Raw genomic sequence first — 21,324 nt, 5'->3', positions numbered from 1 at the left:
ATGGCGCAGACGAGACCACGGCGCAACTGGAAGCGGATCGCGCTGATCGGCGCCTTTGCGCTCTCGCTCACCGGCAATGCGCTGGCGATCGGGGCGGCGTGGCGGCTGAGCGCGGCCCGCGAGGAGCTCTTCGGCCCGGCCGCCGAACAGGCGGTCTTCGACCGCGCGACGCGGCGCGCCCTGCGCGAGGCCTTCGGCGCCGAGACCGACCGGCTGCGCCCGCAGCTCCATGCGCTGGCCGCGGCGCGCGCCGCGGTGGTGCGGGCGGGGGCGGCGCGCCCCTTCGACGCCGCCGCGCTGGCCGCAGCACAAGCGGCCTTCCGCACCGAACTCGACGCCGCGCTCGATGTGACCCAGGGCCTGATCGCGCAGACGCTCGCCGCCCGCGCGGCGGCCGAGGCGCGTTAGGGCGCGGTTGCCGGGGGCTCTGCCCTCCTCGCCTGCGGCTCGCCCCCCGGGATATTTTCGGCATCATTGAAACAGGACCTCCTGCCCTTCAATGATGTCCAAATATCCCGGGGGTGAGGGCGCAAGCCCGAGGGGGCAGCGCCCCCTGCCCCCGCCAAAGCAAGAGCCCCGCCGGGGGGGCGGGGCTCTGCGGGTCTCTCGGGGGCGGCTCACATCCGGATCAGATGCAGCAGTTCCTCCATCGATTTCTTCGCGTCGCCGTAATACATCCGGGTGTTTTCCTTGTAGAACAGCGGGTTCTCGATGCCCGAATAGCCGGTGCCCTGGCCGCGTTTCGACACGAACACCTGTTTGGCTTTCCACACTTCGAGCACCGGCATCCCGGCGATCGGCGAGTTCGGGTCGTCTTGCGCGGCGGGGTTCACGATGTCGTTCGAGCCGATCACGATCACCACGTCGGTATCCGGGAAGTCCTCGTTGATCTCGTCCATTTCCAGAACGATGTCATAGGGAACCTTGGCCTCGGCGAGGAGCACGTTCATGTGCCCCGGCAGACGGCCCGCAACCGGGTGGATCGCGAAGCGCACGTTCTTGCCGCGGCCGCGCAGCATCGAGGTGAGTTCGGAGACCGCGATCTGGGCCTGCGCCACCGCCATGCCGTAGCCCGGGACGATGATGATGCTGTCGGCCTCGTTGAGCGCATCGGCCACGCCGGCGGCGTCGATCGCGACTTGTTCGCCCTCGACCTCCATCGCGGGGCCCGTGGTGCCGCCAAAGCCGCCCAGGATCACCGAGATGAACGAGCGGTTCATCGCCTTGCACATGATATAGGACAGGATCGCGCCCGAGGAGCCGACCAGCGCGCCGGTCACGATCAGAAGATCGTTGCCGAGCGAGAAGCCGATCGCCGCCGCCGCCCAGCCCGAATAGCTGTTGAGCATCGAGACCACGACCGGCATGTCGGCGCCGCCGATGCCCATGATCAGGTGATAGCCGATGAAGAAGGCCAGAAGCGTCATCGCGATCAGCGACCAGGCGCCCGCGCCGTTCATGAACATCGCCAGCAGCACGAGCGAGCCGATCGCGGCGCCGGCGTTGAGCAGATGCCCGCCGGGGAGCTTTTTCGCCTTGCCGTCGACCTTGCCGGCGAGTTTGCCGAAGGCGATCACCGAGCCGGTGAAGGTCACCGCGCCGATGAAGACGCCAAGAAACAGCTCGACGCGCAGGATGTTGAGCTCGACCGGGGTCTTGTGGGCCACGATCGCGGCAAAACCGTCGAGCGCGGCGCGCGCGGCTTCGTCCATGCCGCCCACGCGGGCCATTTCGATATAGGCGTTATAGCCGATGAACACGGCGGCGAGGCCGACGAAGCTGTGCAGCGCCGCGACGAGCTGCGGCATCTCGGTCATTTCGACCGTTTTCGCCACATACCAGCCGAGCACCGCGCCGCCCGCGAGCATCAGCGCGATGACGAACCAGTTGCCGACGCCCGGCCCGAAGACCGTCGCGACAACCGCGAGCGCCATGCCGGTGATGCCATACCAGACCGCGCGTTTGGCGCTTTCCTGGCCCGAGAGCCCGCCCAGCGACAGGATGAAGAGGACGGCGGCCGCGATATAGGCTGCCTGAACGATTCCGATGGAAAACATGTCTACTGCCCTCCCCCGCTTACGATTTCTGGAACATGGCGAGCATGCGCCGGGTGACGAGGAAGCCGCCGACGATGTTGACCGTGGCGATCAGCACCGAGAGCGCGGCGAGGATCACGACGATCCAGTTGCCGGAGCCCACCTGCAGGAGCGCGCCGAGGATCACGATCCCCGAGATCGCATTGGTGACCGCCATCAAGGGCGTGTGCAGCGAATGCGACACGTTCCAGATCACCTGGAAGCCGACGAAGCAGGAGAGCGCGAAGACCACGAAATGCGACATGAACGAGACCGGCGCGACCGAGCCCACGGCGAGCATGATCAGCGTGCCGAGCGCCAGGAGCCCCACCTGCGTGCGGGTGGCCTTCTTGAAGGCGGCGTGTTCGGCGGCGCGGCGTTCCTCCGGGGTCGGTTCCTTGACCTTTTCCTTCGGCTTTTGCGCGGCGATCGCGGCGATCTTCGGCGGCGGCGGCGGATAGGTGATCGCGCCCTGATGGGCCACCGTCGCGCCGCGGATCACGTCGTCTTCCATGTTGTGGTTGACGACGCCGTCCTTGCCGGGCGTCAGATCCGTCATCATGTGGCGGATGTTGGTCGCATAGAGCTGCGAGGCCTGCGCGGCCATGCGGCTCGGGAAATCGGTGTAACCGACGACCGTGACGCCGTTTTCGGTGACGACTTTCTCGTCCTTGACGGTGAGGTCACAGTTGCCGCCGCGCTCGGCGGCGAGGTCGACCACGACCGAGCCACGCTTCATCGCGGCGACCATATCGGCCAGCCACAGTTTCGGCGCATCGCGGCCCGGGATCAGCGCGGTGGTGATCACGATATCCATGTCGGGCGCGAGCTCGCGGAATTTCTTGAGCTGCGCTTCGCGGAATTCCGGCGAAGAGGGGGCCGCATAGCCGCCCGTCGCCGCGCCATCGGTCTGGCTTTCCTCGAAATCGAGATAGACGAATTCGGCGCCCATCGATTCGATCTGCTCGGCCACTTCGGGGCGCACATCGAAGGCATAGGTGATCGCGCCGAGCGCGGTCGAGGTGCCGATCGCGGCGAGCCCCGCCACGCCCGCGCCGACGATCAGGACCTTGGCCGGGGGCACCTTGCCCGCCGCCGTGACCTGACCGGTGAAGAAGCGGCCGAAGTTGTTGCCGGCCTCGATCACCGCCCGGTAGCCCGAGATATTGGCCATCGAGGAGAGCGCGTCCATCTTCTGCGCGCGCGAGATCCGCGGCACCATGTCCATCGCGATGACATTGGCGCCGGTGGCCTTGGCGGTCTCGAGCATCTCGGCGTTTTGCGCCGGATAGAAGAACGAGATCAGCGTCTGGCCCGCGCCGAGACGCTTCATCTCGGTCTCGGTCGGCGGCCGCACCTTGACGACGAAATCGACCGCCGCGAAGAGCTCGGGCGCGGTCGCAACCACGCTCACGCCGGCCTTTTCATAGGCCTTGTCCTCGAAGCCCGCGGCATGACCCGCCCCCGCCTCGATGAAACACGTATGCCCCAGCTTCTGAAGCTGCAGCGCAGAATCCGGTGTCATCGCAACGCGCGATTCACCCTCGAAAATCTCCTTCGGAGCCCCGATCTTCACCTTGTCTCCCCCTTCTCACGCCGCTCGGACCCTGAAAATCCGAGGGTTCTTGATGTGGTGAAGGTCTCCTTACCATCGCGCAATAAAGTTTCACAAGCGCCTTGATCTCGGAAATCCTTGGAAATCTGTCTCATTCCCGCACCTTTGCGATTGTATACCTTGGCGCACAACTGTATGCGGCGATTTTTGCCTTTTATTTCAAGGTCGTGACGGGGGGCGCGGCAGGTCGCCCCGGGGGCCCGCCTGCGCTGATTTTTCGCATTGGTGAAAAATCCGTTGCGTCACGATTTCCGCACTGCGGCGTCGCGGTCACAGCCAGCGGCGGGTGCGCGCGCAATAGGCGGCATAGGCGGGGCCGAAGCGCGCGGCGATCCGGGCCTCCTCGGCGAGGATGTAGCGGCGGGTGATGAAGGCCATGAACGCGGGCACGAGCGGCAGGCCGAGCGGCGCCTCCCACAGCAGCATCAACCCCGCGAGCAGCAGCGTATCGCCCAGATAGATCGGGTTGCGCGAGAGCGCGAAGACGCCCGAGGTGACGAGCGCCTCGGGGTCGCGGCGGGGGATGAAGGTGGTGCGCATCAGCACCATCTGCGCGGCCGCGGTCAGCATCAGCGCAACGCCGAGCCCCGCGAGGCTCCAGCCGATCTCCCGGCCGAGCGGCAGCGGGAGCGGCGCGAGCGCGCCCAGCGCCCAGCCGAGCGCGGCGAAGATCACGAGCCAGAGCGGCGGGATATCGAGCTCGCGCAGCATCTCAGCCCCCGAAGACGGTGAGTTCGGGCAGATCGGTGAGCGAGAGCCCGAGGAGGCGCATCGCGGGCAGCGAGATCCGCGAGCCAGCGCCCGGCGCGCCGCCCGAGGGGCGCAGCTCCACCGCCGCCTCGGCGCCCGAGGCCACGCGCACCCGGCCCTGGGTCTTGGCCGAAACCAGCGGGGTCTCGAGCCAGAAGCCCGGCGCGGCGGGGTCGCCCAAGCTCGCGATCGTGGTGCCAAGGCGCGCGCCGCCCGCTTGCGGCGCGGCCGCCGCGGCGCGTTCGGCCGCGGTGGTGGTATCGAGGGCGGCGGGCGTGGCCGCGGCCGGGCGCGGCAGCGGCGCCACCGCGACCGGCTCGGGCGCGGTGAGTGCGGGCGCCTCCGGCGCGGCGGGCGGGGCCGCGCCGCGCGGCATCAGCCCTCCGAGCCCGCCCGCACAGCCCGATACCGCCAGCGCCCCCGCCAAAGCCAATCCGATCGCGCGCATCCTTGCCTCCCTCGTTTGCCCCGAGCCTAGGCCGGGCCGCGCGGCGGCGCAACGGCTCTGGCGGCGCGCGAAGCCACTGGACGGCGCCCCCCCCGCGCCCTAAGTTCCCCGCCATGGATCCGTTGCCCCTCATCGACCCCTTCGCCCGCCCGATCAGCTATCTGCGGGTCTCGGTCACCGACCGGTGCGATTTTCGCTGCACCTATTGCATGGCCGAGCACATGCAATTCCTGCCGCGCAAGGATCTGCTGAGCCTCGAGGATCTCGACCGGCTCTGTTCGGCCTTTGTCGGGATGGGGGTGCGCAAGCTGCGCATCACCGGCGGCGAGCCCTTGGTGCGGCGCGATATCCTGACCTTTTTCCGCCGCATCTCGCGCCATCTCGAGAGCGGCGCGCTCGGTGAGCTGACGCTGACGACGAATGGCTCGCAGCTGGCGCGGTTTGCGCCCGACCTCGCGGCGATGGGGGTGCGGCGGATCAATGTCTCGCTCGATACGCTGCGCGAGGGGCGGTTTGCCGAGATCACCCGCTGGGGGCGGCTCGCGCAGGTGATGGAGGGGATCGCGGCGGCGAAGGCGGCGGGGATCGCGGTGAAGATCAACACGGTCGCGCTGAAGGGCTTCAACGAGGATGAGCTCTTTGAGCTCGTCGCGTGGTGCGGGGGCGAGGGCCATGATCTGACCTTCATCGAGGTCATGCCGATGGGCGATATGGGCGAGGAGCTGCGGCTCGATCAATATTGGCCGCTCTCGGATCTGCGCGCGCGGCTGGGGGCGCGGTTCACGCTGGCCGAGACCGACGAGACGACGGGGGGGCCGGCGCGTTACTTCCGGCTGGCCGAGACCGGCCAGCGGCTCGGCTTCATCACGCCGCTCACCCATAATTTCTGCGAGAGCTGCAACCGGGTGCGGGTGACCTGCACGGGCGAGCTCTTCATGTGTCTGGGCCAGGAGGACGCGGCCGATCTGCGCGCGCCCCTGCGCGCCCATCCGAATGACGACGCGCCGCTGCAGGCCGCGATCCGCGCCGCGATCGCGCGCAAGCCGAAGGGCCATGATTTCGATTATTCGCGGGCGCGGGTGGCGGGGCAGATGCGCCGCCACATGAGCCATACCGGGGGCTGAGGGCATGCAGATCGGCGGGAAGGCTCTGCTGAGCGGGCTGGCGGGGGTGGTGCTGGTGGCGGGCACGCTTTGGGCCGATGTCGCGCTTGGCGGCCGGGGCGCGGGGCTGTGGCTGGCTGCGGGGCTGGCGGCGGCGCCGCTCGCGCTGCCGATGGGGCTTCTGGGCGCGCTCGCCGGGCCCTGGCCGATGCGCGCGATCGCAGGTCTCGTTGCGGCGGCGGGGTGGTATTGGGCGGGCGACCGGCTCGGCGCGGGGCTGCCCGGCGCCGAGGGCGCGCTCGCCGGCGAGGCCTTCGGCGCGGTGATCTGGCTGGGCGCGCCCACGGCGGCGTTGATGCTAGCCGCAGTCGCGGGCTATCTTTGGGTGATCGCGCGGGTCTCGCGCGTGACCACAGGGCCGCGCACCTGACCTGTGTCAAGGCGCCGCAGCCGGTGCCGGTGCAAGATGTCGGCCAACGAAAGGAGCCCCTCGATGTATTCCAATATCATCGTCCCCCTCGCTTTTGACGAGGATCACAACCCCGATGCCGCGCTCAATGTCACACGCGCCCTCGCCGCCCCCGGCGCGCGGGTCACGCTTGTGCATGTCATGGCCGATGTGCCGGGATTTGCGATTTCCTACATGCCCGAAGGCTATGCGCAGGATCTGCGCCGCTCGATCCAGGCGCAGCTCGACGGGCTCGCGGCCGAGTTCGAACAGGGCGCCGGGGTGATCCGGCAAGGCCACGCCGCCAACGAAATCCTCGAGCTGATCGACGAGATCGGCGCCGATTGCGTGGTGATCGCCTCGCACCGGCCCGGCATGAGCGATTACCTGATCGGCTCGACCGCGGCGCGGGTCGTGCGTCACGCGCCCTGCTCGGTCATGGTGACGCGCTGAGCCCCTGAGATCGGCGGAGGGGGCGCTGCCCCCACTGCCTTCGGCAGCCCCCGGGATATTTGGAGCAAGATGAAAAGGGCACGGCGGCGCTTCATTTTCATCTTGCTCCAAATATCCCGGGGGTGAATGGCCGCAGGCCAGAGGGGGCGGCGCCCCCTGCCCGGGCCGTGCGGGCTCAGCCGCGCGGCAAGCGCGCCTCGACCATCCCGGCCAGCCAGCTCGCCCCGTAGGGGATCGCCGCGTCGTCGAAGCGGTATTCCGGGTGGTGGATCATCGCGGTGTCGCCATTACCGAGAAACACATAGGCGCCGGGCCGTTCGTTGAGCATGTAGGAGAAGTCCTCGGCGCCCATCTGGGTCTGGGCGGGGCGGATATCTGGGGTGATCGCGCGGGCGACGGACACGGCATGCGCCGTCTGTTCGGGGGCGTTGACGGTGACCGGATAGCCGCGGCGATAGTCGAGCGCGGCGGTGGCGCCATGGGCCTCGGCGGTCAGCCGCGCGATCTGCTCGATGCGGGCTGCGACCTGCGCCTGCACTGCCGGCTCGAGGGTGCGCACCGTGCCCTTCAGCCGCACTGCCGAGGGGATCACATTATGGGCGGTGGTCTCGGTCAACACCGAGGTCACCGAGACGACGACGCTCTGGCGCGGGTCGGTGGTGCGGCTGACGATGCTTTGCAGCGCCAAGATCACATGGCTCGCCACCACCACCGGGTCGATCGTGTCTTGCGGGTTGGCGGCATGGCCGCCGCGGCCGGTGAGCACCAGATCGAACTGGTCGGCCGCCGCCATCACCGGGCCCGGCGCGATCGCGAAGGCGCCCACCGGCAGGCCCGGCCAATTGTGCAGCGCATAGACCTCGTCGATGCCGAAGCGCGCGATCAGCCCGTCCTCGACCATCGCGCGGCCGCCGCCGCCGCCCTCTTCGGCGGGTTGGAAGATCAGCACCGCGCGGCCCGCGAAAGCCCGCGTCTCGGCGAGGTATTTGGCCGCGCCGAGCAGCATCGCGGTATGGCCGTCATGGCCGCAGGCATGCATCCGCCCGGGCACGGTCGAAGCATAGGGGAGGCCCGTCGCCTCTTCGATCGGCAGCGCATCCATATCGGCGCGCAGCCCGATCGTCGCGGGCCCGCCCGGGCGCGCGGGCGCCGCGCCCTCGATCACCGCGACCACGCCCGAGCGGCCGACGCCTTCGGTCACGCTATCGCAGCCAAAGCCGCGCAGGAGCTCGGCCACCCGCGCCGCGGTGCGCGGCAGGTCATACATGAGCTCGGGATGGGCGTGGAAATCCTGCCGCCAGGCGGTGATTTCGGGGAGCAGGTCGGCGAAGCGGTTCTTGACGGGCATGGCTCTCTCGGGGGTCTCGGTCTCTCGGCGAGCCCCACCCTGCCCGCTCCGCGCGCGCCCCGCAAGCGGGCGCGCGCAGCCCGCTCAGAAGGTCGGCCCGAGATCCATCTTCGAACCATCCGCAAAGCGCCCGAAGCGGAAGCGCGTCATATCATGGCCGGCCGGGCGGGCGCACATCAGATCGGCCATCACCCGCCCCACCCCGGGCCCGATCCCGAAACCATGCCCCGAGAGCCCGGTCGCGATCCAGAGCCCCTTGATCGAGCTTTCATCGAGCACCGGCACGGTATCGGGCATCACATCGATCATCCCCGCCCAGGCGCGCGCGAGTTTCGGCGGCCCGAGCCGCGGGAAGGCGCGGCCGAAGGCCTGGCCGGCTTCGGCAAGGCGCAGCCGGTTCGGCTCCGGGTCGAGCACGCGCAGCGCCTCGAAGGGGCTTCGCGCATCAAAGGCCCAGTCGCGCGGGGTGCGCCAGCCATCGGGCCAGCCAGGCGCCGGCGCGCGCGGGTGCATCTCGGTCTTCGTCAGGTCGCGCCGCATCTGGGGGATATATTTGACGAAATGGCGGAAGGCGTCGGGGCCGATGTAGAAATCATGCCAGGTGCCCGGCGCGATCGTATAGCCGCCATCGAGCCGGCGGCGCCAGGCGAAGATGTCATCGGCGCCCGAGGGGCCGGTCATCTCCGGCATCGGCACGGTCTGGCCGACGGTCGAGCGCACCATCAGCTGCGGCAGCGAGATCCCGTGGCGGCGGGCAAAGAGCGAGGACCAGGCGCCGCCTGCGAGCAGCACCTGTTCGGCGCGGATCGGGCCTTTCTCGGTGATCACGCCGGTGAGCGCGCCGCCCGCGATCTCGAGCCCGCGCACCGCGCAATTCTCGACGATCGTGACGCCCGCCGCCTGCGCCAGCCGCGCCAGCATCGGCACCGCGACGAAGGGCTCGGCGCGCGCATCCGAAGGCGTCACCACCCCGCAGGCCCAATTCGCCCCGGGCGCGAGCGCGGCACAATCGGCGCGGCTCATCAGCCGGCTCTCGACGCCATGATCGGCCGCCAGCCGCACCCATTTGGCATAGCCCTCCTCGGCCGCGGGCTTGGCCGAGACATAGCTCACCCCGCAGCGAGTAAAGCCGAGCTCGGGGCCGAGCTGGGCGGCGAGCTCCTCCCACAGCCGCAGCGCCTCGGTCACGATCGGGAGTTCCGCCGGGTCGCGGCCCTGCTGGCGGATCCAGCCCCAGTTGCGGCTCGATTGCTCGGCCGCGATCCGGCCCTTCTCGCACAGCACGACGCGGCGCCCCGCGCGGGCGAGGTAATAGGCGCTCATCACCCCCGCGATGCCGCCGCCGATCACCACCACATCGGTGGCCGCGGGCAGCGGGTCGGCGAAGGTCACGGGCGCGGCGGTGGAAATCACGAAGGTCATGGCGGGTCTCGGCTCAGGCGCGCGCGGGCGCGGGGATCGGCCGAGCCTGCGGGGGCGCCGGGCGCGCGTCAAGGTGGTGCGCCGCGGCACAAGGCGGAATTGCGTCAGGCGCATGGGAGGGTTGCGCGCCAAGCGGGGCGAGGCCTGATCCGCGGGCCTGACACGCGGGCCAGTGCCGGGGGCCAGTGCCGGGGGTGCGGTGCGGGGGGCGGTGCGGGGCCTGCCGCTGTCGCAAACGGGCGGCGCGGCCCTTTGCGCCCGCTTGCCCGGGGGAGCGCGCGGGCCTAATCTCGGGGGCGAGGCCCGGGCCCATCGCCCGGGCGGGAGGAGCCATGACCGTGACCCTGAGCCGCCTTGGCGCGGCGCTTTTGGCGCTTGTGCCCCTTGGCGCGCCGCCCCCCCTGGCGCAGGCCGCGCCGGTTCTGCCGCCGCCGCTCGGCGAGGTGGATTTCGCCCCCGTCGACCCAGAAGAGGCGGCGCTCGGGCAGCTGCTCTTTTACGATCCGATCCTCTCGGGCAACCGCAATATCTCCTGCGCGAGCTGCCATCATCCGCGCTTTGGCACCTCGGACGGGCTGAGCCTCGGGCTCGGCGAGGGGGCCACGGGGCTGGGCCCCGCGCGCCATGTCACCGCCGAAAACCGCCCCGAGCAGCGGATCCCGCGCAATGCGCCGGCGCTTTTCAACCTCAATGCCCGCGCGGTGACGCGGCTTTTCCATGACGGGCGGATCGAGGTGGACCCCTCCCGCCCCTCGGGGCTGCGCACGCCGATGGAGGAGGAGATGGTCACCGGCTTTGCCTCGGTGCTCTCGGCGCAGACGATGTTCCCGGTGCTCTCGCCCGATGAGATGGCGGGGCATTACAACGAAAACGAGGTGTCGAAGGCGGTGCGCTCGGGGCGGATCACCGGGCCCGGCGGCGCCTGGGACAAGATCGCGGCGCGGGTGCGGGCGGTGCCCGCCTATCAGGCGCGCTTTGCCGCCGTTTACCCCGAGATCGGCGCCGGGCGGGCGCTCGATTTCACCGATATCTCGAATGCGATCGCGGCTTTCATGGCGCTCGAATGGCGCTCCGACAGCGCGCCTTTCGATGCGGTGCTGCGCGGCGAGGCGCCGCTTGCGGGGGCGGCGGCGGAGGGCGCGGCGCTCTTTTATGGCGAGCTGGGCTGCGCGGGGTGTCACGCGGGGCCGCTCCTGTCCGATCAGGGGTTTCATGCGATGGGCGCGGCGCAGATCGGGCCGGGCAAGGCCGAGCGCTTCGAGTCGCATGCGCGCGACGAGGGGCGGATGCGGGTGACCGGGCGCGCGGCGGATCGCTTTGCCTTCCGCACGCCGATGCTGCGCAATGTGCTCGCGACCGGGCCTTGGGGCCATGCGGGGGCGGAGGCCGATCTGCGGGTGTTTCTGCGCGATCATGCGGCGCGGGGGGCGGCGCTTGCGCCCCTTCAGGGGGGCGCGGTTCTGCCCGATCTGCCTGGCACGAAGCCCGATTTCGCGGTGATGGACGACCCCGCCCAGCGCGCCGAGATCGCCGCGGCGGCGGCGGCCGCGGGCCCGGGGCGGGCGCTGAGCCCGGCCGAGGTGGAGGCGCTCATGGCGTTTTTCGAAACGCTGAGCGACCCGGTGGCGCTCAACGGCCGGCTTGGCGTGCCCGCGGCGGTACCGAGCGGCTTGCCGGTGGAGCGCTGATCAGGGGCGGGTGATGACGCGCCGCTGATCGGCCGCGACCGCCTGCCAGGGGCCCACCGCGCCCCCCGGCCAGATCACCCGTACCTCGGCCTCGGTCTGCGCGCCCAAACCGAAATGCACCGGCCCCGCGACGCCGCCGGCATGGCCGCCGCCCACGGTGATTTCCTGCGCGCGCACCCGCCCGCCCGCGCGGATCTCGACCCAGGCGCCCACCGCATCGGGGTTCACCCCGCTCTGGCGCGGCACGATCTCGAGCCAATGGCCGGCGCCTTCGGTGACATTGCGCGAGAGCATCAAAGGCGCGCGGCGGTTCGAGACGACGAGATCGAGAAGCCCATCGGCGTTGAGATCGACAAGCGCCGCGCCGCGCCCGCGCGCGGTCGAGGCGACGCCCGCCGCCGCCCCGGCCTCGGTGAAGCGGCCATCCGCCCCCTGCATCAAGAGGTTGTCAGGGTCATGCGAGGCATTCGAGGGCATCTGATCGACATTGCCCTTGGCGATGAAGAGATCATCGCGCCCATCGTTGTCGACATCGCCAAAGACCGGGGTCCAGCCGGTCGAGGGGCGGCCATCATCGCCCAGATAGGGCCGCTGGGCATAGGTGCCCTGCGCATAGGGCGCGGCGGTGAAGCCGGTGCCGGTGTTGATCTGGAGAAGCTGATCGCCCATCGAGGTCATCATCACCTCGGGCAGGCCGTCGCCGGTGATGTCGCGGCTCGCGATCCCCATCCCCCAGAGCGAGACCTTCGGCCAATCGGCGCGCTCGGCGAGCGGCGTGAGGGTGAACATCTGCTCATGGCCGCCGCGAACGTAATATTGCCGGTCATTGGAGAGGCGCAGCTCGGGGCGGCCCTGGCGCGCCCAATCGGAAAAGAGCGCCGAGAGCGTGCACCAGCCGGGCTCGACGCGTTCGGGGGCGGCGTAGCGGGGCGCGGTGCCGCGAAAGAGCAGGTTCGCGTCGCAGGCCTCGAAGGGGCCGTCGGGGTTCGTGCGGTCGACGTAATTGCCGAAGAACAGCGTGGGCAGCGGCGCGCCGGGCTCCCAGGTGGCGGTGAAGGCGGTGGTCCAGGCCGCGCCCGGGTCGAGGCCGAGCGCCGCCGTCGCCTCCTCGAAGGCGCAATCGCCCAAGCCCCGCAGGAGCCGGTTCGGGCCCACCCGCAGCACCGCGAGATCCATCACCCCGTCGCTGTCGAGATCGAGCGGATAGGCGCCGGTGACGCCGGTCAGATCGCCCGCAAGCGGCACCGGGTCGAAGGCCAGCGCGCCGCCGGGCGCCGAGCGGTTGCGGTAAAGCGCGGCCGGGCTCTCGCCGCCCGCGGCGAAAAGATCGGGGCGCGCATCGCCGTCGCAATCGAAGACCGCCACCCCGCCGCCGACGAAATGCTCCCAGCCGCCGGTATATTCATGGGGCGCCGGCAGCGCGCCGGGCTCGGCCAGAAAGGCGGGCCCCGCCGCCGCCGGCCCCGCCCCCGCGGCCCCGGCGAGGAGCAGCGCGCAAACCGCCGCCCTCACGGCGCCACCTCGCGCGCCGCGCCCACGGTTTCCTCGGTCAGATGATCGAGCGCCAGCGCCGCCGCGCCATGGGCCCAGAGCAGATCGCCCCAGGCATGGATCTCGATCCGCGGCGGCGGGCGGCCGGTGTCGAGCATCATCTCGCCCATCTCGGTCAGCGTCTCCTTGGCGTAGAGGTAATCATAGCGCATCCGCTCGCCCGAGATGATGATCAGCTGCGGGTCGAAGAGGTTCATGACATTGGAGAGCCCGAGCGCGAGATAACGCCCCGCGCGGCGAAAGATCGAGCGCGCCGCGCCATTGCCGGCCTTGGCATGGTCAAAGAGGCTCTCGAGCAGGATCGGCACGGTGCGGGTCTCGCGGTTGGTCAGGTTCAACGCGGTGCGCGCCTCGCGCACGAGCGCGTAATCGGCGACATAGGCCTCGAGGCAGCCGCGCTGGCCGCAGCGGCACAGCGCCCCGTCGAGCTGCACCTTCGAGTGGCCAAGCTCCATCCCCATGCCGCGCGCGCCGCGGTAGAGACGGTGGTTGATGACATAGCCCATGCCGAGCCCGTGCTCGATGGTGACCACCGCGAAATCGGAAAGCTCGCGCCCGACGCCGAACCACAGCTCGGCCAGGGTGACGAGATTGGCGTCGTTGTCGACGAGCACCTTGAGCCCGAGCCGGGCGGTGAGCGCCGCGCCCAAGGGAACGTGGCGGGTCTCGAGGATCGGCGACCAATGGACCACGCCAAGCTCGGCATCGACAAAGCCCGGCACCCCGAGCCCGAGCGCGCCGACCTCCGCGCGCGCGAGCCCCGCACGGGCGCAAAGGGTGGTGACGAGCTGCTCCGCCGCGTCGAGAATCGCATCGAGCGCGAGCGCCCCCTCGACCCGCTCGATCGCCTCGCTGGCCACGACATTGCCGGCGAAATCGACGATCACGCCGGTGTGTTTGCGGTCCGAGAGCTTGATGCCGAGGACATGGCGGCGCCCCGGGCGCACCCGCAGCGCCACCGCCGGGCGGCCGCGGGTGGTCTCGGCGGCGGGCGGCGCGGTGACCTCCTCGAGCACGCCCGCCTCGATCAGCTCGGAGGTGGCGGTGGTCACGGAGGCGGGCGAGATCCCCAGATCCTTGGTGAGCTGCACCCGCGAGGCTTGGCCAAGGGCGCGGATTCGCTCGAAAATCTGTTGGCGGAGGGGGCGGGCGCCAAAGCCCGGCGGCTCGGTCAAGGGGCCGCAGCCGGGCTGCGGCTCGCGGCTGCGAGCGACGGTCTCGATCTCGAACATTTCTTCACCCACCAAATTAAACCATGCAGTTGCAGCATGGATAGCGTGAAAATCTCGCCGCGCGGCAGCGTATTTGCCCATTATATTGCCGTAGCGGGAAGATGTCTTCGCAATTTTATTTTGACAGCCGAAAATATTGAAGGCATCTTCGCTGCAACTCGGCCGCGCGCCGGGCAGCTCCGCGTGAGGCGGGGTCATCAACGGGAGGAACCTGATGCACAAGATTCTTTTGGCCAGCGTCGCGCTGACGGCGGGGCTCGCCACCTCGGCTTTCGCGGAAATGACCGTCGGCGTGTCCTGGTCGAACTTCCAGGAAGAACGCTGGAAAACCGATGAGGCCGCGATCAAGGGCGCGCTCGAGGCGGCCGGCGCGAAATATGTCTCGGCCGATGCGCAATCGTCCTCGGCCAAGCAGCTCTCGGATATCGAATCGCTGATGGCGCAGGGCGTCGACGCGCTGATCGTTCTGGCGCAAGACACCGCCGCGATCGGCCCGGCGGTGCAGGCCGCCGCCGACGAGGGGATCCCGGTGATCGCCTATGACCGGCTGATCGAAGACCCGCGCGCCTTCTATCTCACCTTCGACAACGTCGAGGTCGGCCGGATGCAGGCCCGCGCCGTTCTGGCCGCCGCGCCGAAGGGCAATTATGTGATGATCAAGGGCTCGCCCACCGACCCGAACGCCGATTTCCTGCGCGGAGGCCAACAGGAGGTGCTGCAACCGGCGATCGACGCGGGCGATATCACCATCGTCGGCGAGGCCTATACCGATAGCTGGCTGCCGGCGAACGCGCAGCGCAACATGGAGCAGATCCTGACCGCCAACGACAACAAGGTCGATGCGGTGGTGGCCTCGAACGACGGCACCGCGGGCGGCGCGGTGGCGGCGCTGGCGGCGCAGGGGATGGTGGTGCCGGTCTCGGGGCAGGATGCCGATTTCGCCGCGCTCAACCGCGTGGCCAAGGGCACCCAGACGGTTTCGGTCTGGAAGGACTCGCGCGATCTGGGCAAGAACGCGGCCGAGATCGCGCTGGCGCTGGCCGGCGGCACCGCGATGAACGCCGTCGAGGGCGCGACCGAATGGACCTCGCCCGCGGGCACCAAGATGACCGCGAAATTCCTCGCGCCGGTGCCGATCACCAAGGACAACCTCGCTGTCGTGGTCGATGCGGGCTGGATCAGCCAGGCCGAGCTCTGCCAGGGCGTCTCGGGCGGCCCGGCGCCGTGCAACTGATCTGACATGAACCGGGGCGGGCCGAGGTCCGCCCCCCTTCCCTGCCGCCCTCGCGGCGCCCCCCCCTCACTTGGATAGGCCCATGAACACCCCGGCCCCGCCCCCCGCGCCCGGCAAGCGCTCGCTCCTCAAGACGCTGGAGATCGACACCCGGCTTTTGGGGATGATCGGCGCTTTCGTCGCGATCTGCCTCGTCTTCGATCTGATCACCGACGGCCGTTTCCTGACGCCGCGCAACATTTTCAACCTGTCGATCCAGACCGTCTCGGTCGCGATCATGGCGACGGGGATGGTCTTCGTGATCGTCACCCGCCATATCGACCTCTCGGTGGGCGCGGTGCTGGCGCTGTGCTCCTCGGTGATGGGGGTGATGCAGGTGCAGCTCCTGCCGCAGCTCTTCGGGCTCGGCCATCCGCTGATCATGCCGCTGACCATCGTCGCGGGGCTGCTCACCGGCGCGGCGATCGGGGCGCTCAACGGCTTTCTGGTGGGATATCAACGGATTCCGGCCTTCATCGTGACGCTGGGCGGGCTTTTGATCTGGCGCAATGTCGGCTGGTATCTGACCGACGGGCAGACGCTCGGGCCGCTTGACCACAATTTCATGCTCTTGGGCGGGGTCGAGGGGACGCTGGGCGATCTGCTCTCCTGGGCGATCGGCGTGGTGCTCTCGGGGGCGGCGGTGCTCGCGATCTGGCGGGCGCGGGCGGCCAAGATCGCGCATGAATTCCCGGTCAAACCGCTCTGGGCGGAAGGCGCCTTGATGGCGACGGCGGTCGCGGCGATCCTTGGCTTCATCGCGGTGCTGAACAGCTATGAAGTGCCGATCGGCCGGGTCAAACGGATGTTCGAGGCGCGCGGCGAGGCGGTGCCCGAGGGGTTCGTGGCCTATTACGGCCTGCCGATCTCGGTCCTGATCCTGATCGCGATCGCGGTGGTGATGACGCTGGTGGCGCGGCGCACGCGCTTTGGGCGCTATATCTTCGCCGCCGGCGGCAACCCCGATGCGGCCGAGCTTTCCGGCATCAACACGCGGATGCTGACCGTCAAGATCTTCACGCTGATGGGGGTGCTCTGCGCGCTCTCGGCGATGGTGGCGCAGGCGCGGCTGGCCAACCACGCCAATGACATCGGCACGCTCGACGAGCTGCGGGTGATCGCGGCGGCGGTGATCGGCGGCACGGCGCTCGCGGGCGGCGTCGGCACGATCTACGGCGCGGTCCTTGGCGCGATCATCATGCAATCGCTGCAATCGGGGATGGCGATGGTCGGCGTCGACGCGCCCTTCCAGAACATCATCGTCGGCGGCGTGCTGGTGCTCGCCGTGTGGATCGACATCCAATATCGCAAACGCACGGGGGCGAAAGAATGAGCGAACGGGGCACTCCTCTGGTCGAGCTGCGCGACATCTCGATCGCATTCGGCGGCATCAAGGCGGTCGATCATGTCACCGTCGACCTCTACCCGGGCGAGGTCGTGGGGCTTCTGGGCCACAACGGCGCGGGCAAATCGACGCTGATCAAATGTCTCTCGGGCGCCTATCAGATGGACGCGGGCGAGATTTTCATCAACGGCGAGAAGGCCGAGATCCGCAACCCGCGCGATGCGCGCAAGTATAATATCGAGACGATCTATCAGACGCTGGCTCTGGCCGATAACCTCGATGCGGCCTCGAACCTCTTCCTCGGGCGCGAGCTCGTGACGCCGATGGGCTTTGTCGACGACGCGCAGATGGAGGCCGAGACCCGCAAGATCATGGGCCGGCTGAACCCGAATTTCCGCAAGTTCAAGGAGCCGGTGAAGGCGCTTTCGGGCGGCCAGCGGCAATCGGTGGCGATCGCGCGGGCGGTCTATTTCAACGCGCGCATCCTGATCATGGATGAGCCGACGGCCGCGCTCGGCCCGCATGAGACGCAGATGGTGGCCGAGCTGATCGAGGAGCTCAAGGCGCAGGGCCTCGGGATCTTCCTCATCGAGCATGACATCCACAACGTCATGAAGCTCTGCGACCGGGCCTCGGTGATGAAGAACGGCCAGCTCGTCGGCACGGTCAATGTCGATGAGGTCACCGACGAGGATATCCTCGGCATGATCATTCTGGGCAAGAAGCCCGACGGGGGGCGTTGATGTATCTCGGGCTCGATCTGGGGACATCGGGGCTCAAGGGCGTGCTGATCGACGAGGATCAGCGCGTGCTGGCCGAGGCCTCGGCGCCTTTGAGCGTGGCGCGGCCGGCGGACGGCTGGTCGGAGCAATCGCCCGCCGATTGGCTCGTCGCGGCGGAGGCGGTGCTGGGCGAATTGGCCGCGGGGCCGGGCCTCGGCGCGCTCAAGGGTATCGGGCTTTCCGGGCAGATGCATGGCTCGGTGCTGCTCGATGGCGCGGATAATGTTCTGCGGCCCTGTATCTTGTGGAACGATACCCGCGCGGCGGCCGAGGCCGCCTCGATGGACGCCGATCCGCAGTTTCGCGCGGTTTCGGGCAATATCGTCTTCCCCGGCTTTACCGCGCCGAAGCTCTCCTGGGTCGCGCGCCACGAGCCCGAGATCTTCAAGCGCGTGGCCAAGGTGTTGTTGCCGAAGGATTATCTGCGGCTGTGGCTGACCGGCGAGCATGTCGCCGAGATGTCGGATGCGGCGGGCACGAGCTGGCTCGATACCGGCGCGCGGGTCTGGTCGGAGGCGCTTCTCGCGGCGAGCGGGATGCGCATCGAGCAGATGCCGCGGCTTGTCGAGGGCTCCGAGGTCTCCGGGCGGCTGCGCCCCGAGATCGCCGAGCGCTTCGGCTGCCCGCGGGTGCCGGTGGCGGGGGGCGGCGGCGACAACGCGGCCTCGGGGGTCGGCACGGGCGTGGTGCGCGCGGGGCAGGCCTTTGTCTCGCTCGGCACCTCCGGCGTGCTCTTTGCCGCAAACGACGGCTATCGGCCGGACCCGGCCACTGCGGTCCATACCTTTTGCCACGCGCTGCCGGGCACCTGGCATCAGATGGGGGTGATCCTTGCCGCGACCGATGCGCTCAACTGGTTTGCGCGCCTCGCGGGGCGCGAGCCCGCGGCGCTCACCGAGGGCCTTGGCGCGCTCACCGCGCCCGGCAAGACGCGGTTCCTGCCCTATTTGGGCGGCGAGCGCACGCCGCTCAACGACGCCGCGATCCGCGGCGCCTTCATCGGGCTCGACCATGCGACCGACCGCGCCGCGGCCACGCGCGCGGTGCTCGAGGGGGTGACCTTCGCGATCCGCGATTGCCGCGACGCGCTCGCCGCGACCGGCACCGAGATCAGCCATCTGATCGGGGTCGGCGGCGGCACCCGCTCACGGCTCTGGTGCGAGATGATCGCGACCGCGCTCGGCACGCCGGTTCACCTGCCCGTCGCGGGCGATTTCGGCGGCGCTTACGGCGCGGCGCGGCTCGGCCAGATGGCCGCGACCGGCGGCGGCGCCGAGCTCGCCGCCCCCCCCGCCATCGCCGCCACGATCGACCCGGTCGCGGCGCTCACTGACGCTTTCGACGCCGGGCACGCGCGCTACCGCGCCGCCCAAGCTGCACTCAAGGACCTGACATGACAGAGTTTTTCAAAGGCATCCCGCAAATTCGCTATGAGGGGCCGACGAGCGACACCGACTTCGCCTTCCGCCATTACAACCCCGATGAGGTGGTGGCCGGCAAGCGGATGGAGGACCATCTGCGCTTTGCGGTCGCCTATTGGCACAGCTTCGCCTGGCCGGGCGGCGACCCGTTCGGCGGGCAAACGTTTGAGCGCCCCTGGTTTGGCGATACCATGGCTCTGGCCAAGCTGAAGGCCGATGTGGCTTTCGAGATGTTCGACATCCTGCAGGCGCCGTTCTTCTGTTTCCACGACGCCGATGTGCGCCCCGAGGGCGCCGATTTCGCGGAAAACACCCGCAATCTCGAGGAAATCACCGACTATCTCGCGGCCAAGATGGAGGGCTCGAAGACCAAGCTCCTGTGGGGCACGGCGAACCTCTTCTCGCACCGCCGCTTCATGGCCGGGGCGGCCACCAACCCCGACCCGGAGGTCTTTGCCTGGTCGGCGGCGACGGTGAAGACCTGCATGGACGCCACCCATCGGCTCGGCGGGCAGAACTATGTGCTTTGGGGCGGGCGCGAGGGCTATGAGACGCTGTTGAACACCGATCTCACCCGCGAGGCCGAGCAGGCCGGGCGGTTCCTCTCGATGGTGGTCGATTACAAGCACAAGATCGGCTTCCAGGGCGCGATCCTGATCGAGCCGAAGCCCCAGGAGCCCTCGAAACATCAATATGATTACGATGTGGCGACGGTTTACGGCTTCCTCAAGCGGTTTGGGCTCGAAAACGAGGTGAAGGTCAATATCGAGCAGGGTCATGCGATCCTGGCGGGGCATAGTTTCGAGCATGAGCTGGCGCTCGCCGCGAGCCTCGGGATCTTCGGCTCGATCGACATGAACCGCAACGATTACCAATCGGGCTGGGATACCGACCAGTTCCCGGATTCGGTTCCGGAGATGGCGCGGGCCTATTACGAGGTGTTGCGCGCGGGCGGATTCACCACCGGCGGCACCAATTTCGACGCCAAGATCCGCCGTCAATCGCTCGAGCCGGAGGATCTGATCCTCGCCCATGTCGGCGCGATGGATGTGTGCGCGCGCGCGCTCAAGGCGGCGGCGGCGCTTTTGGAGAACGGCGGGCTCGAGGCGGCGCGGGCGGCGCGTTATGCGGGCTGGGACCGCCCCGAAAACCGGGCGATGCTGCACTCCGATCTCGCCACGATCGAGGCGCGGGTGCGGGCCGAGGGGATCAACCCCGAGCCGCGCTCGGGCCGGCAGGAGCGGCTTGAAAACCTCTGGAACCGCTTTGTCTGAGACCCTGCCCCTCCCCGGCCGGGAAGACTTCGGCGCGCTGCCCTGTGGCGCGCCGGTCGAGCGGGTGACGATCGCGGCGGGCGGCGTGGCCGCGCGGGTGATCAGCTATGGCGCCTGCTTGCAAGAGCTCTGGGCGCCCGATTGCACGGGCGTTTTGGATGATATCGTGCTCGGCCATGACAGCCTCGCGGGCTATCTGGGCGCGCGCAATTACTTCGGCGCGACGATCGGGCGGGTCGCGAACCGGATCGCGGGCGGGCGGTTCGTGCTCGACGGCGCCGAGGTGCGCCTCGCGCAAAACGAGGGCGAGACCACGCTCCATGGCGGGCCCGAGGGGTTTGACCGGCGGCTGTGGCAGGTGGCGGAGGTCTCGGCGGAGGCGGTGAGCCTCACGCTCGAGAGCCCGGCGGGCGATCAGGGGTTTCCGGGCGCGCTCGCGGCGCGGGTGCGCTATGCGCTCGCGCCGATCGAGGGCGGCGCGCGGCTTGCGATCACGCTCGAGGCGCAGGTCGATGCGCCCTGCCCGGTCGCGCTGACCCATCACAGCTATTTCGCGCCGGCGGGGGCGCGGGCGCTGGCCAGCCGGCCGCAGGCGGTGCACGAGGCGCGGCTGACGCTGCCGGCGGCGCGCTATCTGCCGGTCGATGCGGCGCTGATCCCGCAGGCGCCGGCGCCGGTGATCGGCACGGGGTTCGATTTCCGCTCGCCGCGGCGGCTGGGCGAGGCGGCTCAGGCCGCGGGGCTTGCGGGCTTTGATCATGCCTTCGTGCTCGACGGCGGCTGGGCGCGGCTGGCCGATCCGGTCTCGGGGCGGGTGATCCGGATGGTGACCGACCAGCCCTCGGTGCAGGTCTATACCGCGCAACATCTGGGCGCGGTGGCGGGCAAGGGCGGCTACCTCTACCAGCCGCAGGACGGGATCTGTCTTGAGGCGCAGGCCTGGCCGAACGCGGTCAACATGCCGCCCGGTTGGGGCGCGCCGGGGGTGATCTTGCGCCCGGGCGAGCGCTTTCGCGCCGAGATCGGCTATGAGCTGAGCGCGCCGCCGCCGGGCGGGGTCGGCCAGTATCTGCGCGAGAGTTTCGCGGCGCGCTGA

Annotated in this window: 19 protein-coding genes; 11 read left to right on the top strand and 8 right to left on the bottom strand. The window is 69.5% G+C overall.

The genetic code is table 11. The annotated features are described in order from the left end of the window. Window positions 1-408, top strand: a complete 408-nt coding sequence (locus LPB142_RS05915; protein WP_071165803.1) for a hypothetical protein — start codon at window positions 1-3, stop codon at window positions 406-408. Between the two features lie 209 nt (window positions 409-617). Here the strand turns inward: LPB142_RS05915 and LPB142_RS05910 are convergent, their stop codons facing one another. From LPB142_RS05910 to LPB142_RS05895, 4 genes are all read right to left on the bottom strand, one after another. Next, on the bottom strand, window positions 618-2,057 hold the full coding sequence (locus tag LPB142_RS05910; RefSeq protein ID WP_068767446.1) for an NAD(P)(+) transhydrogenase (Re/Si-specific) subunit beta: 1,440 nt from the start codon (window positions 2,055-2,057) through the stop codon (window positions 618-620). A 19-nt stretch (window positions 2,058-2,076) separates the two neighbouring features. Further along, window positions 2,077-3,651 (bottom strand): Re/Si-specific NAD(P)(+) transhydrogenase subunit alpha, encoded by a 1,575-nt coding sequence (locus LPB142_RS05905; RefSeq protein ID WP_071165802.1) that lies wholly within the window; start codon window positions 3,649-3,651, stop codon window positions 2,077-2,079. A 309-nt stretch (window positions 3,652-3,960) separates the two neighbouring features. Further along, entirely contained in the window at window positions 3,961-4,401 is a 441-nt protein-coding gene (locus LPB142_RS05900) for a methyltransferase family protein (protein ID WP_156506921.1), read from the bottom strand. Between the two features lies 1 nt (window position 4,402). Then, entirely contained in the window at window positions 4,403-4,888 is a 486-nt protein-coding gene (locus LPB142_RS05895) for a hypothetical protein (protein WP_071165801.1), read from the bottom strand. Window positions 4,889-5,001: 113 nt separating this feature from the next. On the opposite strand from LPB142_RS05895, the gene moaA reads away from it, so the two are divergent. The 3 genes from moaA (at window position 5,002) to LPB142_RS05880 (ending at window position 6,892) form a co-directional block, all read left to right on the top strand. After that, complete coding sequence (moaA, locus tag LPB142_RS05890) at window positions 5,002-6,012, top strand: GTP 3',8-cyclase MoaA (protein ID WP_071165800.1); 1,011 nt, start codon at window positions 5,002-5,004, stop codon at window positions 6,010-6,012. A gap of 4 nt (window positions 6,013-6,016) precedes the next feature. Next, window positions 6,017-6,421 (top strand): hypothetical protein, encoded by a 405-nt coding sequence (locus LPB142_RS05885; protein WP_068767450.1) that lies wholly within the window; start codon window positions 6,017-6,019, stop codon window positions 6,419-6,421. A 63-nt stretch (window positions 6,422-6,484) separates the two neighbouring features. Beyond that, window positions 6,485-6,892: a universal stress protein gene (locus tag LPB142_RS05880; RefSeq protein WP_068767451.1), complete on the top strand. Its 408-nt coding sequence runs from the start codon at window positions 6,485-6,487 to the stop codon at window positions 6,890-6,892. Window positions 6,893-7,067: 175 nt separating this feature from the next. On the opposite strand, the gene LPB142_RS05875 is transcribed toward LPB142_RS05880, so the two are convergent. After that, a complete protein-coding gene (locus tag LPB142_RS05875) occupies window positions 7,068-8,240 on the bottom strand; it encodes an amidohydrolase (RefSeq protein ID WP_071165799.1) in 1,173 nt (390 codons plus the stop codon). 84 nt (window positions 8,241-8,324) lie between these two features. Next, a complete protein-coding gene (locus LPB142_RS05870; protein WP_071165798.1) occupies window positions 8,325-9,662 on the bottom strand; it encodes an NAD(P)/FAD-dependent oxidoreductase in 1,338 nt (445 codons plus the stop codon). A 332-nt stretch (window positions 9,663-9,994) separates the two neighbouring features. Here LPB142_RS05870 and LPB142_RS05865 point away from each other — a divergent pair, with 332 nt between their 5' ends. Further along, window positions 9,995-11,350 carry a cytochrome-c peroxidase gene (locus LPB142_RS05865; protein ID WP_083392606.1) on the top strand — a complete coding sequence of 452 codons (1,356 nt, stop codon included), beginning with the start codon at window positions 9,995-9,997 and terminating at the stop codon, window positions 11,348-11,350. Here the strand turns inward: LPB142_RS05865 and LPB142_RS05860 are convergent, their stop codons facing one another. After that, window positions 11,351-12,862: a CRTAC1 family protein gene (locus LPB142_RS05860; RefSeq protein ID WP_071165797.1), complete on the bottom strand. Its 1,512-nt coding sequence runs from the start codon at window positions 12,860-12,862 to the stop codon at window positions 11,351-11,353. Further along, window positions 12,859-14,133, bottom strand: a complete 1,275-nt coding sequence (locus tag LPB142_RS05855; RefSeq protein ID WP_071165796.1) for an ROK family transcriptional regulator — start codon at window positions 14,131-14,133, stop codon at window positions 12,859-12,861. The genes LPB142_RS05860 and LPB142_RS05855 overlap by 4 nt, the downstream gene beginning before the upstream one ends. Window positions 14,134-14,347: 214 nt before the next feature. On the opposite strand from LPB142_RS05855, the gene xylF reads away from it, so the two are divergent. The 6 genes from xylF (at window position 14,348) to LPB142_RS05825 (ending at window position 21,324) form a co-directional block, all read left to right on the top strand. Continuing rightward, entirely contained in the window at window positions 14,348-15,367 is a 1,020-nt protein-coding gene (xylF, locus tag LPB142_RS05850; protein ID WP_068767457.1) for a D-xylose ABC transporter substrate-binding protein, read from the top strand. An 82-nt stretch (window positions 15,368-15,449) separates the two neighbouring features. After that, window positions 15,450-16,739 carry a sugar ABC transporter permease gene (locus LPB142_RS05845; protein WP_071165795.1) on the top strand — a complete coding sequence of 430 codons (1,290 nt, stop codon included), beginning with the start codon at window positions 15,450-15,452 and terminating at the stop codon, window positions 16,737-16,739. Next, window positions 16,736-17,494, top strand: a complete 759-nt coding sequence (locus LPB142_RS05840; RefSeq protein WP_068767459.1) for an ATP-binding cassette domain-containing protein — start codon at window positions 16,736-16,738, stop codon at window positions 17,492-17,494. Before LPB142_RS05845 ends, LPB142_RS05840 begins: the two co-directional genes overlap by 4 nt. Beyond that, window positions 17,494-18,930 carry a xylulokinase gene (gene xylB, locus LPB142_RS05835; protein ID WP_071165794.1) on the top strand — a complete coding sequence of 479 codons (1,437 nt, stop codon included), beginning with the start codon at window positions 17,494-17,496 and terminating at the stop codon, window positions 18,928-18,930. Before LPB142_RS05840 ends, xylB begins: the two co-directional genes overlap by 1 nt. Then, entirely contained in the window at window positions 18,927-20,228 is a 1,302-nt protein-coding gene (gene xylA / locus LPB142_RS05830; RefSeq protein WP_071165793.1) for a xylose isomerase, read from the top strand. The genes xylB and xylA overlap by 4 nt, the downstream gene beginning before the upstream one ends. Further along, complete coding sequence (locus LPB142_RS05825; RefSeq protein WP_083392605.1) at window positions 20,221-21,324, top strand: aldose epimerase family protein; 1,104 nt, start codon at window positions 20,221-20,223, stop codon at window positions 21,322-21,324. The genes xylA and LPB142_RS05825 overlap by 8 nt, the downstream gene beginning before the upstream one ends.

It is taken from the genome of Rhodobacter xanthinilyticus, assembly GCF_001856665.1.
In the GTDB taxonomy this organism is placed as follows: domain Bacteria; phylum Pseudomonadota; class Alphaproteobacteria; order Rhodobacterales; family Rhodobacteraceae; genus Rhodobacter; species Rhodobacter xanthinilyticus.
Note: the sequence above shows the minus strand (reverse complement) of the source record. Positions and strands in the feature narration are given on the sequence as shown.